At 71.4% G+C, this 15,687-nt stretch carries 12 protein-coding genes; 3 read left to right on the top strand and 9 right to left on the bottom strand.

The genetic code is table 11. The annotated features are described in order from the left end of the window. Positions 1–11: 11 nt before the first annotated feature. The 6 genes from JOB34_RS01370 to bioB all read right to left on the bottom strand — a co-directional run bounded on the left by JOB34_RS01370 (position 12) and on the right by bioB (position 6,369). Positions 12–473 (bottom strand): hypothetical protein, encoded by a 462-nt coding sequence (locus JOB34_RS01370; RefSeq protein ID WP_243757453.1) that lies wholly within the window; start codon positions 471–473, stop codon positions 12–14. A gap of 270 nt (positions 474–743) precedes the next feature. Continuing rightward, on the bottom strand, positions 744–1,439 hold the full coding sequence (bioD, locus tag JOB34_RS01365; RefSeq protein ID WP_208051039.1) for a dethiobiotin synthase: 696 nt from the start codon (positions 1,437–1,439) through the stop codon (positions 744–746). Then, entirely contained in the window at positions 1,436–2,554 is a 1,119-nt protein-coding gene (locus tag JOB34_RS01360) for an 8-amino-7-oxononanoate synthase (protein ID WP_208051038.1), read from the bottom strand. Before JOB34_RS01360 ends, bioD begins: the two co-directional genes overlap by 4 nt. Continuing rightward, positions 2,551–3,867, bottom strand: a complete 1,317-nt coding sequence (locus tag JOB34_RS01355; RefSeq protein ID WP_208051037.1) for an adenosylmethionine--8-amino-7-oxononanoate transaminase — start codon at positions 3,865–3,867, stop codon at positions 2,551–2,553. Before JOB34_RS01355 ends, JOB34_RS01360 begins: the two co-directional genes overlap by 4 nt. Before the next feature lie 174 nt (positions 3,868–4,041). Continuing rightward, on the bottom strand, positions 4,042–5,019 hold the full coding sequence (locus tag JOB34_RS01350) for a DUF4282 domain-containing protein (protein WP_208051036.1): 978 nt from the start codon (positions 5,017–5,019) through the stop codon (positions 4,042–4,044). 330 nt (positions 5,020–5,349) lie between these two features. Next, on the bottom strand, positions 5,350–6,369 hold the full coding sequence (gene bioB / locus JOB34_RS01345; RefSeq protein WP_208051035.1) for a biotin synthase BioB: 1,020 nt from the start codon (positions 6,367–6,369) through the stop codon (positions 5,350–5,352). A gap of 210 nt (positions 6,370–6,579) precedes the next feature. On the opposite strand from bioB, the gene JOB34_RS01340 reads away from it, so the two are divergent. From JOB34_RS01340 to JOB34_RS01330, 3 genes are all read left to right on the top strand, one after another. Next, positions 6,580–8,904 carry an MMPL family transporter gene (locus JOB34_RS01340; protein WP_208051034.1) on the top strand — a complete coding sequence of 775 codons (2,325 nt, stop codon included), beginning with the start codon at positions 6,580–6,582 and terminating at the stop codon, positions 8,902–8,904. Positions 8,905–9,002: 98 nt separating this feature from the next. Next, positions 9,003–9,881, top strand: coding sequence for a M56 family metallopeptidase (locus JOB34_RS01335; protein ID WP_208051033.1), 879 nt, complete (start codon positions 9,003–9,005; stop codon positions 9,879–9,881). Positions 9,882–9,939: 58 nt separating this feature from the next. Then, positions 9,940–10,860 (top strand): alpha/beta hydrolase, encoded by a 921-nt coding sequence (locus JOB34_RS01330; RefSeq protein WP_208051032.1) that lies wholly within the window; start codon positions 9,940–9,942, stop codon positions 10,858–10,860. Between the two features lie 31 nt (positions 10,861–10,891). Here the strand turns inward: JOB34_RS01330 and JOB34_RS01325 are convergent, their stop codons facing one another. From JOB34_RS01325 to cydB, 3 genes are read right to left on the bottom strand one after another with little or no spacing between them, the layout of a single operon-like run. Next, positions 10,892–11,302: a BlaI/MecI/CopY family transcriptional regulator gene (locus JOB34_RS01325; protein WP_208051031.1), complete on the bottom strand. Its 411-nt coding sequence runs from the start codon at positions 11,300–11,302 to the stop codon at positions 10,892–10,894. Further along, on the bottom strand, positions 11,271–14,603 hold the full coding sequence (gene cydC / locus JOB34_RS01320) for a thiol reductant ABC exporter subunit CydC (protein ID WP_208051030.1): 3,333 nt from the start codon (positions 14,601–14,603) through the stop codon (positions 11,271–11,273). The genes JOB34_RS01325 and cydC overlap by 32 nt, the downstream gene beginning before the upstream one ends. After that, entirely contained in the window at positions 14,603–15,673 is a 1,071-nt protein-coding gene (gene cydB / locus JOB34_RS01315; RefSeq protein ID WP_208051029.1) for a cytochrome d ubiquinol oxidase subunit II, read from the bottom strand. Before cydB ends, cydC begins: the two co-directional genes overlap by 1 nt. Positions 15,674–15,687 lie beyond the last annotated feature (14 nt).

Raw genomic sequence — 15,687 nt, 5'->3', positions numbered from 1 at the left:
GAGAGTGGAATTCAGACATCGAGCAGGCCGCGTAGGCCGCGTTGTTGTTCGCCCTGCTGGGCTCCGAGCACGACGAGCACCCCGGTCAGTGCAGGGATGACCCACTGCACGATCGCGAGCTGCTTCTGCGCGGAGGCGAGTTCCTTCGACGCGGACGACGACGGTTCGGTCGCGCCGGCGCCTCCCTCGTGCGCGTGCTTGCCGATCTTGGTGCCGAGATAGCCGGAGTAGCCGGTCGCGCCCATCGCGGCGACCGTGAGGACGGTCTTCACGACCGTGTTCGCCTGCGCGCCGGAGTCGTGGGCGACACGCGAGCGGTTGCCGGCGATCAGGCCGAGCCCGCCGAGGGTGTGCACGCCGGCAGCGGCGATCTGGATCGGCGTCCAGCGAGCCCACCCGAGGGTGGACAGCCGTAGCCGTTCGGAGGGGTCCTTGGCCTTCGCGGTCGCACCGTTGAGGCCCACAGCTCCCATCAGAGATCCTCCGAACCAGGTGGCAAGGGAGAGATCGTGCGCTGATCGAGACAGGAGGTTGGTTCCTTGGGACACGGGATTTCACTTTTCTGTTGTCGGCTGGTGCGGATGCGGTGGCGATCTGACCGCCGCCACCACTGCGTTTACCCCCGTGCGGGCAGGCTTATGCAGCCGATCGGCACGTTAGTGTGCTGCGCTACTCATTAATGACGAGCGCTGCACATTAAATCCGTAGGGCCAGCCCGGGCCGAGCGCACCGATCGGTGGCTCTTAGAGCACCAGCCAGTCGGCGGCGGCGCGGCGGAATACCCGGGGCTCCAGGCGTGAGGCGCCCGCCGGGATGGTGCCGATCCACCGGTCGTCGGCCAGGTCGCGCAGCTGGTCCAGGTTGGTCTCGGCCGCCAGATCCGGTGTTTCGGACAGGGATCCCACGATCAGCCCGACGAGATCCAGGCCGCGGGCCTCCAGGGCTTCGAGGGTGAGCGCGGTGTGGTTGAGGGTGCCGAGGCCGGCGCGTACGACGATCGCGAACCCCGCGCGGACCCCGTCGCGCCCCAGCGCGGTCGCGAGATCGGCGAGGGTGCCGCCGTCGGCGTCCAGCCGCACCAGGAGTCCGCCGGCGCCCTCGACGAGCACCACGTCGTACTCGCCGCTGCGGGTCAGGTCGGCGACCCGGGCGGCGTGCTCGGCGACGGTCGGCAGGGAGACACCGGCACGCCGCGCCGCGATGTCGGGCGCGAGCGGTTCGGGAAGACGCACGTACTCGCGCACGTCGACGTCGGTCAGCCGGGCGACCTCGTCGGCGTCCCCGGGCTCACCGGGAGCCAGCCCGGTCTGGGTGGGCTTGACCGCGACCACGCGTTGGCCGTGACCGGTCAGCGCTGCTGCGATCGCAGCGGTGGCGATGGTCTTGCCGATCTCGGTGTCGGTGCCGCTGATGCAGATGACCGGGCAGGGGCTGCTCACCGGGAGACCGTGCGCAGCACCCGCGCGCAGTGCTCGACGTCCTTGGACGAGAGACCGGCGTGTGCGGTCAGCCGCAGCCGGGAACTGCCGTCAGGCGTCGACGGCGGGCGGAAGCAGCCGATGCGCACGCCGTGCGCCGCGCACACGTCGACCGCCGCCAGTGCCTCCCGCGGGCCGGGCATGGCGACGGACAGGACGGCGCCCGCGGGTGTGGAGACACCGCACGCCGCGGCCAGCTCGCCCATGATCTCGCGGACCTCCTTGGCCAGGGAGGGTCGCTCGACCAGCACGTCGAGAGCCCCGAGCGCGGCGCCCGCGGACACCGGTGCCAGGCCGGTGTCGTAGATGAAGGCCCGCGCGGTGTTGATCAGGTGGCTGCGCACCAGGTCCGATCCGAGCACCGCGCCACCCTGGGACGACAGTGCCTTGGCCAGGCTGACCGTCACCACGATGTGCGGAGCGCCCGCCAGCCCCAGGGAGGCGACCCGACCCTCGCCGTGGTCGCCCACCACCCCGAGGCCGTGCGCCTCGTCGACGACCAGGAGCGCGTCGTACCGGGCGGCCATCTCGGCGAGCTCGGCCACCGGGGAGGTGTCGCCGAAGACCGAGTAGATCGACTCGATCACGATGACGGCGCGGGCCTGCGTGCGCTCCTGCAGGGCGCGTTCGTACGCCGCCAGGTCACCATGCGGGACGACCTCGACGGCCGCCCGGGACAGGCGCGCCCCGTCGATGATCGAAGCGTGGTTGTGCGCGTCGGAGACGATCAGGGTGTCGTCGTCGGCGAGCGCGGTCATGGCTGCGAGGTTGGCCTGGTAGCCGGTGGAGAAAACGAGCGCCGACTCCATCTGCAGGTGCTCGGCCAGCGCGGTCTCGAGGTCCTCGTGGATGGGCCAGGTGCCGGTCACCAGGCGGGATGCCCCGGCTCCGGATCCGAAGTACTCCAGGGCGGCCACCGCCGCGTCGATCACCGTCGGATCGCGGCGCAGGCCCAGGTAGTCGTTGCCTGCGAGGTCGATCGCCTGGTGGCCCACACCGGCGACCACCCGACGCGTCAGCCCCGCCGCATCACGCTCCGCAGCCTGGGACTGCAGGTATTGCTCGAATGTACTCATCCATGCACCTGTTCCACTGCGGAGACCATCGCCCCGCCGATGGTTTCGATGGCATCAGCATCGCTCACGAGGGGTGGCATCGCATAGACCAGGTCGCGGAAAGGTCGCAGCCACACGCCCCGCTCCAGCGCGATCCGCGTGACTGCCTCGGTGTCGACGGGGGAGTGCAGCTGGATGACGCCGACGGCTCCGATGGCGCGTACGTCGCGCACGCTCGCGAGCGCCCGCGCGGGCTCCAGCGCACCGCGCAGCTCCGCCTCGATCTGCCGGGCGCGGCCGATGCGGGTCGGCGTCACCAGGTCCATGCTGGCCGACGCGATCGCGCAGGCCAGCGGGTTGCCCATGAACGTCGGCCCGTGCATGAGCGCACCGGCCTCCCCGCCGCTGACCGCCCGGGCGACGTCCGCGGTGCACAGGACCGCGGCCAGCGTGAGGTAGCCGCCGGTGAGCGCCTTGCCGACGCACAGGATGTCCGGCACGACCTCGACCTGGTCGGCGGCCCACATCGTCCCGAGCCGGCCGAAACCGGTGGCGATCTCGTCGAAGATCACCAGCGCACCGTGGTCGCGCGCCAGTGCGGCCAGGAACCGGACCGCGCGCGGTGGGTAGATGCGCATGCCGCCCGCGCCCTGCAGGACCGGCTCGAGCACGACCGCCGCGATGTCGGGCGCGTGCTCCTCGTAGAGCCGGCGGGTGGCGCTCTCCCACTCGTCGTAGGTCGTGTCGTCACCGTCGAGCCCGGCCGGCGGCAGGGGCGCGAAGACCTGCTCGGGGAGCACGCCGGTGAAGAGGCGGTGCATGCCGCCGACGGGGTCGCACACGCTCATCGGGGCCAGCGTGTCGCCGTGGTAACCGCCGCGGATGGTGAACATCTTGCGCCGGGGCCGACCGCCGGTCAGATGCGCCTGCCACGCCATCTTCAGGGCGACCTCGACGCTGACGGAGCCGGAGTCGGCCAGGAAGACGTGCTCCAGCCGGGCCTGCCCGTCGAATGCCGGGGCTCGCTCGATCAGCTTGCGCGCCAGGGTGATCGCCGGCTCGTGGGTGAGTCCGCCGAACATCACGTGGCTCATCCGGCCGAGCTGCTGCTGGGCCGCCGCGTCGAGCTCGGGCACGGCGTACCCGTGGATCGCGCACCACCACGAGGACATGCCGTCGATGACCTCGCGGCGGGTGCCGTCGGTGTCTCGCAGCGTCAGGCGGATCCCGCTCGCGGACTCCACCAGGCGGGTCGGCGCGGGCTCGATGACCGAGGAGTACGGGTGCCAGAGGTGGTCACGGTCGTAGGACAGCAGCTGCGACGGGTCGGACACCCCCGCATCCAATCAGCCGGCCGGGCTCGTTCCGAAATGCGCGCTCCTACCTGCCGGTAGACCTCGAACGTCGAGCGGAGGGGTCCGGCGCCGAGTGGAGGAGCCGAAGCCCCTCCACTCCCGCGCGAACCCCTCCGCTCGACGAAGAGGTGATGCCGGGGGTGCAGGTGGTGCTCAGTCCTTGGTGCGCCCGGCGATCCGGGAGACGTGCACCGCGAGCTCGAGCAGCAGCCGGGTCACCCCGACGGTCAGCACGAGCGCCACGAAGTCGGTCAGGAGGTGGATCAGCGCGTTGCCCGTGCCCATGTGCTTGACCGAGATGCCGTTGCCGACGCTCTCGCTGCTGAAGTTGTAGATCGTGTTGGCCAGGAAGTGCAGCACCGCCCAGACGATCGTCACCAGGAAGATCAGCGACGCGATGCGCTCGGTCAGCGACTTCTTGAACTGCAGGTCGCTGAAGAGCGCGCCGACGCCGTCACCGGCACCGCCGACGACCTGGCTGACCTGCGCCTGCGGGCTGTTGGGGTCGCGCGGCTGACCGCTCTGACGGCCCCAGCCGCGGCCCTTCGAGCCGGACTGGTCGGTCTGGCCCTGCTGACCCGCCTGTCCCGGCTGGCTCGCACCGTACGCCGGAGACTGCTGCCCGTAAGCGCCCTGCTGGTCCTGCTGGCCCCAGCCCTGCTGGGCCTGCGCGTCGGAGGGTGCCTGCTGGCCGTAGCTGGACTGGCCGTAGCCGCCCTGCTGGCCGTACCCGGAGTCGGACTGGCCCTGCTGGCCGTACCCGGAGTCGGGCTGGCCCTGCTGGCCATAGCTGCCGGACTGCGCGTAGCCGGTCGGCTCCTGGCCGCTCGGCTGGCTGTAGCCCTGCTGGTCACCGGCGGCGTATCCCTGCTCGCCGGCTGACGACGGACCCGAGTCGGCAGAGCCCGCGACGTCGGCGGCTTCGCTGCCCTGGGCCGGCGATGCGCCGTGCGCGCCGTCCTCCTGGGGGGCCGCCGGGACCGCCTGCGTGGCGTCCCACCCGGTGTTCTGCGCGTCGTACGGCGTGTCGGACTGTTCGTCCTGCTCCCAGCCTTGGCCGAGACTTCCGCCCTGCTGGTATCCGCCGGAGTGTTCCCCGGACCTACCTTCGCCGTTCGTCGGCTGTGACATGCGGACCTCCTTGGGTCGTGTGCTGGGCCCATCGTCGTGGGTTTGAGCGGGGATTGCCAGCAACGTCGGCGCCCGGCGCGGCACGTTCGCCGTGCCGGGAGCACTCGGCGCTCCAGCCGGTGGGCGTCACCTGCACCTTCATCCGCCGTGCGCACACCGCGCAGAACCGCGGGGGTTCCAGCTCGAGCGCGCGCTCGCAGGCCGGGTGCGGACCGTCCTCGTCCGGAGCGCCGCAGTGCCCGCAGTACGCCGCCGGCGTGCCCTGATCGGGCGCATCCGGCGCGCCGCGATCGGCAGCATCGGATGCGCCCGTGGCGTCGGCAGGACGGTTCACAGCGTCGCGTTGAGCGCCTTGATCGGCATCTGCAGCTCGTCCAGCAGCGCCAGGTCCTCGCGCGGGTCGCGGCCCAGGGTGGTCAGGTAGTTGCCGACGATGACGGCGTTGATGCCGCCGAGCAGCCCGTCGCGGGTGCCGAGGTCGCCGAGGGTGAGCTCACGGCCGCCGGCGTACCGCAGGATGGTGCGCGGCAGTGCGAGCCGGAACGCCGCGATCGTGCGCAGCGCATCCGAGGAGCCCATCGGCTCCAGGTCGCCGAACGGCGTACCGGGGCGCGGGTTGAGGAAGTTCAGCGGCACCTCGTGCGGCTCCAGTTCCGCCAGCTGCGAGGCCAGTTCGGCGCGCTGCTCGACGGTCTCGCCCATCCCGACGAGGCCGCCGCAGCACAGCTCCATGCCGGACTCCTTGACCATCGTGCAGGTGTCCCAGCGCTCGTCGTAGGAGTGCGTGGTGACGACCTTGGTGAAGTAGGAGCGCGCGGCCTCGAGGTTGTGGTTGTAGCGGTGCACGCCCATGTCGACGAGGTCGTCGACCTGCTCCTGGCTGAGCATGCCGAGTGAGGCGGCCACCTCGATGTCGACGGCCTCCTTGATGGCCTTGACGCCCTCGCGCATCTGGCTCATCAGCTTCGCGTCGGGTCCGCGGACGGCGGCCACGATGCAGAACTCGCTGGCGCCGGTGGCGGCGGTCTGCTCGGCGGCGCGCACCAACTCGGGGATGTTGAGCCACACCGAGCGCACGGGGGAGGTGAACTGGCCCGACTGGCTGCAGAAGTGGCAGTCCTCGGGGCATCCGCCGGTCTTGAGGGAGACGATGCCCTCGACCTCGACCTCCTCGCCGTTGTACTTCAGGCGCACCTCGTGGGCCAGGGCGAGCAGGTCGGGCAGCAGCTCGTCGGGAGTGTTCAGCACGGCGACGATGTCGTCGTACCCGAGGGCCTCGCCCCGGTCGAGCACGACCTCACGGGCGCGGTCCAGGACGGAGGTGTCGCGAGGGGTGGTCGTCGAAGTCATGGACGCGATTGTGCTGCATGGCCGGACCCGCGAAACGGCGTGGTCGCGTACGCGCCGGTAGTGCCAGCACCACCGAACGCGTGACAGTCGTCACGATTCTTCCGTGGGAGCCGCTCTCGGGTTGGCCCAGCGCGCACCGCGACCCATCATGAGATGCAGGGGCGCGAGAAGTCGTTGGTGCGTCCGAACGTTTTCCACGAAAGGCATCTGATGGCGACCGCTCTGTATCGACTCGGCCGGACGGCGTACCGGCACTGGGTGCTGTTCCTCGTCGGCTGGGTGGTTGTGCTTGGCGGGCTGGGCGGACTGTCCCAGGCGATCCACAAACCGCTGGTCGACACCTTCTCCATCCCGGGCATCCCGTCGCTCAAGGCGCAGTCGATGCAGCAGAAGCTCTTCCCGGGCACCGGCGACGCGGTCAACCAGGCCGGCGTCTCGGTGGTGGTGGGTGCTCCGAAGGGGCACACCCTCAAGGAGGCCAAGTACTCCCATGCGGTCGACGCGCTGATCACGGACCTGCAGAAGGTCCCGCAGATGCCCAAGACCAAGCTGGTCAACCCGGTGACGGCCTCGGCCGCGCAGTTCAAGGCGGCGACCTCGGCAGCGGCCAAGCAGGGCACGCCGAAGGCGGTCGCCGAGCGCAACGCGAACGCGCTGCTGCCGCTCTCACCGGACGGGCGGATCGGCACGATCGACTTTGCGTTCGACGTGAAGACCGTGCAGGACGTGAAGCCCGCGACGCAGAACAAGGTCGTCGACGACCTGAAGAAGGCGCGTGCGTCCGGTCTGACCGCTGAGGTCAACGGCGCCGGCATGCAGATCGCGCCCGATCCCGGCGGCAGCAGTGAGCTGATCGGCGTGGCGTTCGCCGCCGTCGTCCTGATCATCACCTTCGGCTCGCTCATCGCCGCCGGTATGCCGATCCTGTCGGCCTTCGTCGGCGTCATCATGGGCACCATCGGGGTGCAGCTCGCCACCGCGTTCACCACGGTCGGCACGACGACCCCGATCCTGTCGAGCATGATCGGCCTCGCGGTCGGCATCGACTACACGCTCTTCATCCTGTCCAGATACCGCACCGAGTTGCGCACGACCGACGACCGGGCGCACGCCGTCGGGTTGGCCGTCGGCAAGGCGGGGACGGCGGTCGTCTTCGCCGGCCTGACGGTGCTGATCGCCCTGATCGCGCTGTCGGTGGTGGGCATCCCGTTCCTCACCGCGATGGGTCTGGCCGCGGCAGAGACCGTCTTCTTCGCCGTGCTGGTCGCGCTCACCCTGCTGCCCGCCGTCCTCGGGATGTTCAAGTCCAAGGCGTTCGGCGCGCAGGTGCGCAAGCGCGAGGACCCGCGCGACGCGGACGGTCACGCGGTCAATAACGGCACCCGGTGGGCCCGCCTGATCGGCCGCAAGCCGGCGATCGTGGTCGCGCTCGTCGTGGTGGTGCTCGGCGCCATCGCCGTGCCCGCGAAGAGCCTGCACCTGGCGCTGCCCAGCGACTCCACGGCCGCGAAGTCGACCACCCAGCGCAAGGCCGCCGACCTGCAGGCGGAGGCCTTCGGGCCGGGTCGTGCCGCGCCGCTGCTGGTCGTGGTCGATGGCACGAACGTGACCGGAGGCGCCAAGGCGCGTACGACGGCGTACGGGAAGGTCGCGACCTGGGCGGGCACCAAGCCCGACGTCGCGAACGCCCAGATCGTCGGCCTCAACAAGGCGGGCACCGGCGCCCAGGTGCTGATCACCCCGAAGTCGGGGGCGGACGACGAGAAGACGCTGTCGCTGCTGCACGCGTTGCGCGACGGGCAGTCCGGCATCGAGAAGTCGACGGGTACGACGGTCGGCGTCACCGGGCTGGTGGCGATCCAGACCGACGTGTCCGACCGGCTCACCGGCGCGCTGCCTATCTACCTAGCGGTGGTCATCGGGCTGGCGTTCCTGGTGCTGATGGTCGTCTTCCGGTCGGTGCTCGTGCCGCTTGTCGCCACGTTGGGCTTCCTGCTGTCGATCCTGGCCACGCTCGGGGCGACCGTCGAGGTCTTCCAGAAGGGCCGCTTCGGGATCGTCGAGGGCGCGCCACTGGTCAGCTTCATGCCGATCATCCTGATCGGCATCGTCTTCGGGCTCGCGATGGACTACCAGGTCTTCCTGGTGACCCGGATGCGGGAGGCGCACGTGCACGGGATGTCGGCGCGTGACGCCGTGGTCGACGGGTTCCGCAACAGCGCCCGGGTGGTGGCGGCCGCGGCGGCGATCATGATCTCGGTCTTCGCGGCGTTCATCCTGCAGGGCGTCTCGTTCATCATGTCGATCGGTTTCGCCCTCGCGGTCGCGGTCTTCTTCGACGCGTTCGTGGTGCGCATGACGCTCATGCCCGCGCTGCTCTTCCTGCTCGGCGAGCGCGCGTGGTGGCTGCCGAAGTGGCTGGACAGGATCCTGCCGAAGGTCGACGTCGAGGGCGAGAAGCTCACCGGCGCGGGCGCGCCACACGAGCAGCGGCACCCCGCCCACCTGGCCGAGCCGGAGAACTCACCGGTCTGACCCGTCTCGCCGACTGCGCAGGTCGTCTCCCGGGCGTTCGGCCGGCGACCTGCGCGGCCGGCGCGCTCATCGCGAGGTGCCTGCCGCAGAATGCGGGGGTGTACCTCGGGTGGCTGCTGTTGCTGACAGTGGCTCTCGCCTGGCCCGCACCCCGGCTGCTTCCACGGTGGATCGCGCTGCGGGGTGTGCCCGGGCCCGCGCTCTGGCTGTGGCAGGGAGTGTCGCTGGGTGCGGTGGTCGCCGGCCTGGAGCTTGCGCCGCTGGCCGTCCTGTACGTCGTGCGGGTGGGTCGCGGCCTGCCCGCTCCGCGCGACCACATCGCCCTCGCCGCGGTCGCTGCCCTCGTGTCGGCGTTGCTCATCGGCCGCCTGCTGGCACGCGCACACGTGGTCGGCCGGCGGCTGCGGAAGGTGCGCCGTGAGCACCGCGAGCTCGTCGACCTGCTCGACGAACCGGTCCATGCCGAGGGTCTCCCCGCGCAGGTGCGCGTGCTCTCCCACCCCACCGCGACGGCCTACTGCGTCCCCGGGCCCTCACGGCGGGTCGTGCTCACCAGCGGCACCATCGAGGCACTTCCGCCGGCGGAGCTGCGCGCCGTCCTCGCCCACGAGTTGGCGCATCTGCGCCACCGCCACGACCTGGTCCTGGAGTTCTTCACGGTGTGGCACACCGCGGTGCCGCAGCGGTTGCGCAGCGACCGCGGCCTGGAGACCGTGCGCCTGCTGATCGAGCTGCTCGCGGACCGCAGCGCCGAACGCGCCGTCGGCCGGGTGCCGGTGGCGCGGGCGCTGGTGGCCCTCGCACGGTCCGAGCATCCGAACGGCACGCTCGGCCATGAGGACTTCGCCCGCATCCGGCTGGAGCAGCTGACGGTGCAGCGGCATCACCCCGTCCTCGCCTCGTGTGCCGGGCTGCTCGGAATGGCTGCCGTGGCGGCGCCGTTGGCACTGGCAGCGCTGGTGATCCTGCATATCTGAGGTCGGCGCGGGCGGCATCCGACCGGTGTCGTCGTACGTCGGACACGAGGAGAGGTCGATGCGCAGAACGGGGGAGTCGATCCTGGCCTCGGCCGCGGTCGGCCTGCTGGCGTCAGCTGTCGGGCTGCAGCGGTGGCGTCGGGTGAGTGCGGACCGACAGGATGCGGGCGCCCGGGTGCTGCACCTGTCTCGGGGGCCGGTCGAGGTGCGCGATTCCAGCGTCCCGGCGGGTGGCCGGCGTACGGCGGACGAGCCGGCGGTCGTCGTGGTCCACGGCACACCGGGCGGTTACGACCTGGCTCAGGTGACCGCCTCCGGGCTCGGCCTCGACGACCGGCGGGTGGTGTCGGTGTCGCGACCCGGTTACTTACGCACCCCGCTGGACAGCGGTCCCACTCCCGAGGAGCAGGCCGACCTCTTCGCCGAGGTGCTCGACGCCCTCGGGATCGAGACAGCCGTGGTCATCGCTGTGTCGGGCGGCGGCCCTGCCGCGGTGCAGTTCGCCCTGCGGCACGCCTCCCGCTGTGCCCGGCTGGTGCTCATCGAGTCGCTTGTGCAGACCTTCACCGAGCACGAGATGTACGCGTCCCTGCAGCCCCTCGCGCGCGTCGGCAAGTGGCTCGGGGAGCGGCTGGCCCAGGTCGATGCGGTGATCGGCGGGTACCTGCTCGTCACGCCGCGCTCGGATCCCGGCCGAGCGGTGGCAGCGGCCGCGGTGCGATTCGACCGCCGGAAGGCCGGGTACGCCGCTGACATGCGCCTCTTCGAGGACGTGCCGGACTACCCGTTCGAGCAGATCAGCTCGCCCACCCTCGTGATCCACGGCACCGCCGACGTCGACGTCCCGTTCGCGCAGGCGCAGACGGCGGCCGATCGCATCCCAGGCGCGCAGCTGGTGGCGGTGCCGGGGGCGGACCACCTGGGTCTGTGGCGGCACGAGGTGGTCGGCCAGCGGGTTCGCGCGTTCCTGGCCGACTGAACCCCTCGACGAAGAGGTGCTGCGGCCGCGGTCAGCGGCGGCCGTCGTGCTTGGGTGCGTCGGACTCGATCCGATCCAGTTCGGCCCGCAGAGCCGCGAGGTCGGCGTGCGATGCGTCGCCCAGGAAGTGCGCGAACGTCGCCTGCCGTTCGTCACCGTCGAGGGCCGCCAGCGTCTGGTGCAGGGCGCGGGCGGTCATCTCCTCGCGGGTGGCCGCGGCGGCGTACCGCCATGCGCGTCCATCGCGGACCCGGTCGGCCAGGCCCTTCTTGGCCAGCCGGTCGAGCACCGTCATCACCGTGGTGTAGGCGAGTTCCCGCTCGCGAGAGAGTGATTCGAAGACCTCTCGCACCGACAACGTGCCACCGGCCGGCGCGTCCCACAGTCGGGACATGACCGCGCCCTCCAGCTCACCGAGCTCCGCTCGCCCACTCGTGGGCATGCGCGCCACCTCCGTCTTCCATGTCCTCGCGGCTGAGCTCGATCACGCGGTCGCAGCCCTGCACGCCGATCTGCTGGTGACTGACCACGACCACCGAGGCGTCGCGGGTCGCATCGTGCACATCGCGCATCAATGCGGACGCGGTCGGGTGATCGAGGTGGGCCACCGGTTCGTCCAGAAGTATGACGCGGCGGTCCGCGAGCACCGCCCGCGCTATCGCGATCCGGGTGCGCTCGCCGCCGGACACCCCTCGGGCATCGGATCCGAGCAGCGTGTCGAGCCCGTTAGGCAGCCCGGCGACCCACCGCCCGAGACCCGCGTCGACCAGCGCGCTTGCCACCTGGCTGTCGCTCGCGCCCGGGCGGGCGAGCAGCAGGTTGGCGCGCAGCGAGCCGGCGAAGAGGTGTGGTTCATCGTCGACGACGGCCACACGCCGGCGTACGTCGTCGGGCCGGCACGCGAGGGCGTCGCGCCCGACGACGTCGTACCGACCACGGCTCGGGTCGAGGTGGCGGGCGAGGACGGCGAGCACGGTGGACTTGCCGACGCCGTTCGGCCCGGTGAGGGCGAGGTGCTCGCCCGGGGCGACCCGCAGGTCGATCCCGTGGATCTGGTCCGGCCCGTCCGTCCAGGACGCGGCGACGTCCGACAGCTGCAGGGTGGTCGGCGCGGGGACCTCGGCGGTGCGTCCGTTGTCGTGGACGGCGGGCGTCTGCCCGGTGAGCGTGTCGAGGCGGCGGCGGGCTGCCTGGCCGCGGGCCAGCGCACCGACGGCGTCCGGGATCGAGCCCAGGATGTCGGTCAGGGCGACGGGTCCGAGCACCAGCAGCGCGGCGAACGGGCCTGCGACGTCGCCGTTCGCGAGGGCGCCCCGCAGGAGGATCGCGATCCCGATCGCCGCGGCCGCGGTGAGCAGGAAGCTCAGACCGAGGCCGGCCGCCCGCCCACGGGCCTGCCGACGCACGGCGCGCTCCAGGTCGAGCTGGGCGGCGTCGAGCCTGGCGAGCTCGGCGTCGCCTCCGCGCATCGCCTGCAGCGCTCCGTTGTTCAGGCTGATGGTCGAGGCGCTGGAGGTCACGGCGCCCCGCGCGCTCAGGCTCACGCCGTGGCCGGCGCGCTCCAGGGACCAGTCGATCGCGCCGATCAGAGCCGCGACCAGGGCGATCGCGACGACGACGAGGGCCGCCGGTGGATAGAGGATCGCGGCTGCGAAGGTGGCGACGAGACAGGTCATCGCGGCGGCCAGCAGCGGCACGATGGCGCGCACCTGCACGTCGACCTCGTCGTCCACGTCTCGCACGACGGCGCCGAGCAGATCGGCGCGGCGGCGCCGTCCCAGCCGCGCGGGCGTCAGCGGGATGAGGGTGCGGTAGAGGTCGGTGCGCCGGTCGGCGAGCAGGTGCAGCGCCGCGTCGTGGGAGCGGATCCGCTCGACGTACCGGAAGATCGGCCGGCCGATGCCGAACGCGCGCACGGCCACGATCGCGGTGAGCAGGGTCAGGATGACGGGCCGGGTGCTGGCCTGCACGATGAGCCACCCGGAGGTGGCGGTCAGTGCGACCCCGCAGGTGGCGGCGAACCCGCCGAGGACCGCGGCTCGCAGCACCCCGGGAGCGGGTCGCAGGAGCGAGCGGCGGGCGTGCGGCCCGACCCACACCGCAGGCTCCTCCCGTCGGGGGGTGGGGACATCACCGGGAGGTGGGGTCATATCCGCACCCTTCGACGATTGCTCCACCCCCTGACGGGCGGTGGCGACGGGGAGCCGGAGCGGAAGGTCGACGCGCCGGTCGGCGACCGCCATCAGCACCGGGTCGTGGGTGACCAGCACGACCGCGCGCGTGGTCGCCAGCTCGCGGATCATGGTCTGTACGTCGTACGCCGCGGCAGCGTCCAGGTGTGCGGTGGGTTCGTCCAGCAGGATCAGCCGCTGGTCGCCGAGGCGGGCGCGGGTGAGCGCAAGCAGGGCGCGTTGCCCTGCAGACAGTCCGTAGCCGTCGTCGCCGAGGAGGGTGTCGAGCCCGGCGGGCAGCGTCCGCAACGGCGCCGGCAGCCAGTTCGTGCCCTCGGGGAGATCGGCGGTGCCGAGGTTGTCCCGCAGCGTCCCCGGCGTGATGAACGCGCGCTGGGTGACCAGATGCGACGAGGGGGCGGTCACGTCGCCGGAGGTCGGTGTGCGCAGTCCGGCGAGCAGCTCCAGCAGGGTCGTCTTACCGCATCCCGACGGGCCGGTGACGGCGGTGATCCCCGCAGCGGGGAGGTGCAGGCTCACGTCCTGCAGCACGTCGGTCTCGGTGCCGGGGTAGCGGTAGGAGAGACCGACCACCGTGGTGCCGGCGGCCGATCCGCTCTGCGCGGGGCGTGACGGCTGCGCGGACTCGGCGAGCAGTCCGTCGACGGCCTCGGCGCCGTCGGCGGCGGAGTGGAACTCCTGGCCGACCCGGCGGATCGGCCAGTACGCCTCGGGCGCGAGCAGGATCGCCGTCAAAGCGACGGTCAGCGAGATACTGCCGTAGGTCAGCCGCAGGCCGACGACGACCGCGACGATGGCGACCGAGATGGTCGCAAGCAGCTCCAGAGCGGCGGAGCTGAGGAACGCCGTACGCAGCGTGCGCACGGTCGCCCGGCGATGCCGGTCGCCGACCTGCGCGACGACGTCGACCTGGGCGTCGGCGCGCTGGTAGTTGACCAGGGTCGGGAGTCCCCGCATGACATCGACGAAATGGCCTGCCAGCCGGTGCGATTCGGCCCAGCGAGCCTGTGTCTCGTCGCGCGTGTGCATCCCAATGAGGGCTGCGAAGAGCGGCAGCAGCGGCACGGTCAGCACGACGATGAGGGCGGTGACCCAGTCGACCCAGACCATCGCGGCGATCGCCAATGGGGGCACGACGGCGGCGCTGACCAGGGCGGGGAGGTAGCGCGCGACGTACGGCTCGACGCTGCCTGCGCCGATGGTGGAGCGGGTCAGCATGGTGGTGGGGTCGGGCGACGTGTCGACCGGTCGGTGCAGCCAGGCCGTGAGCACCCGACGGCGCAGCAGCCCGGCCACTCGCGTGCCGGCCCATGCCGCGGTGACCTCCCCGGCCGCGCTGAGCAGTCCGCGCACTGCGAGCAGGGTCAGCACGGTGACGGCCCAGGCGGTGAGGGATCGGCGTTCGACGAGCGCGACCACGAGGTGGGCGACCGCGACGGCCTGAGCGATCGCGACAATGCCCTGCGCGACGCCGAGCATGCCGAGGGCTGCGACCGGGCCGCGGGTCTGCGGCACCTCCCGCAACAGGCGCGGGTCGAACGGCGCGGCCATCAGCGACCTGCCTCTTGCAGCGACTCCGACGGAGGCAGCGGCGCCAGCGGGTCGTGCTTGGTCGGGAGGGTGCTGGTCGAGATGCGTTTGCGGAAGACCCAGTAGTTCCAGGCCGAGTAGCCGATCACGACGGGTGTCATGACGACGGCGGCGCCGGTCATGATCTGCAGGGTGAGGTGGGAGCTGGAGGCGTTGTCGACGGTGAGGGAGTAGGCGGCGTTCGTCGTGCTCGGCATCACGTCGGGGAAGAGCGCGACGAAGTAGGTCGCGACCGCCATCCCGATGGTGAGCATGGTGCCGGAGAACGCGAATCCCTCACGCCCGCGCAGGTTTGCGGTAAGCGCGCCGAGCAGGGCCACCGCGGCCACTGCCGACGTGATCCAGGACCAGGTGGTGCCGGTGTGCAGGTCGACCCAGCTGAGCAGCACCACCGCGAGGACGGCGGAGACCAGGCCCGCCTTCGTGCCAAGGGCGCGCGCGTCGCGTCGCACCTGACCGTCGGTCTTCAGCGCGATGAAGAAGCAGCCGTGGGTGAGGCTGAGGGCGAGGACGGTGAGGCCGCCGAGCAGGCTCCACGGGTTGAGCAGCGTGAGCAGGGTGCCGGTGAAGTCGCCGGCTTTGTTCAGCGGGACTCCGCGTACGAGGTTGGTCAGGGCGGTGCCGACCAGCAGCGGGGCGATGACCGAACAGGTCACGATGATCGCGTCCCAACGGCGTTGCCAGGTCTCGCCGTGGCGCTTGTGGCGGTATTCCAGCCCCATGTTGCGCAGGATGAGCGCGACCAGCACGAGCAGAAACGCCAGGTAGAAACCGCTGAACATCGAGGCGTACCAGGCGGGGAACGCCGCGAACGTCGCGCCGCCCGCGGTCAGCAGCCACACCTCGTTGCCGTCCCAGAACGGGCCGATGGCGTTGAGCAGCACGCGTCTGCGAGTGGCGCCATCCTCACCCTCGGCGTCGCGGCCGAAGGTGCCGAGCAGCATCCCGACGCCGAAGTCGAAGCCTTCGAGCATGAGGTAGGCGGTCCACAGCACCGCGATGAGGATGAACCAGAACGTCTCGAGAGTCATTGCTCTGCAGTCCT

The sequence above is a fragment of the Allobranchiibius sp. GilTou38 genome, assembly GCF_017565325.1.
Taxonomy (GTDB): domain Bacteria; phylum Actinomycetota; class Actinomycetes; order Actinomycetales; family Dermatophilaceae; genus Allobranchiibius; species Allobranchiibius huperziae.
The sequence above is the reverse complement of the archived record's forward strand: the minus strand, read 5'-3'. Positions and strand labels throughout refer to the sequence as shown.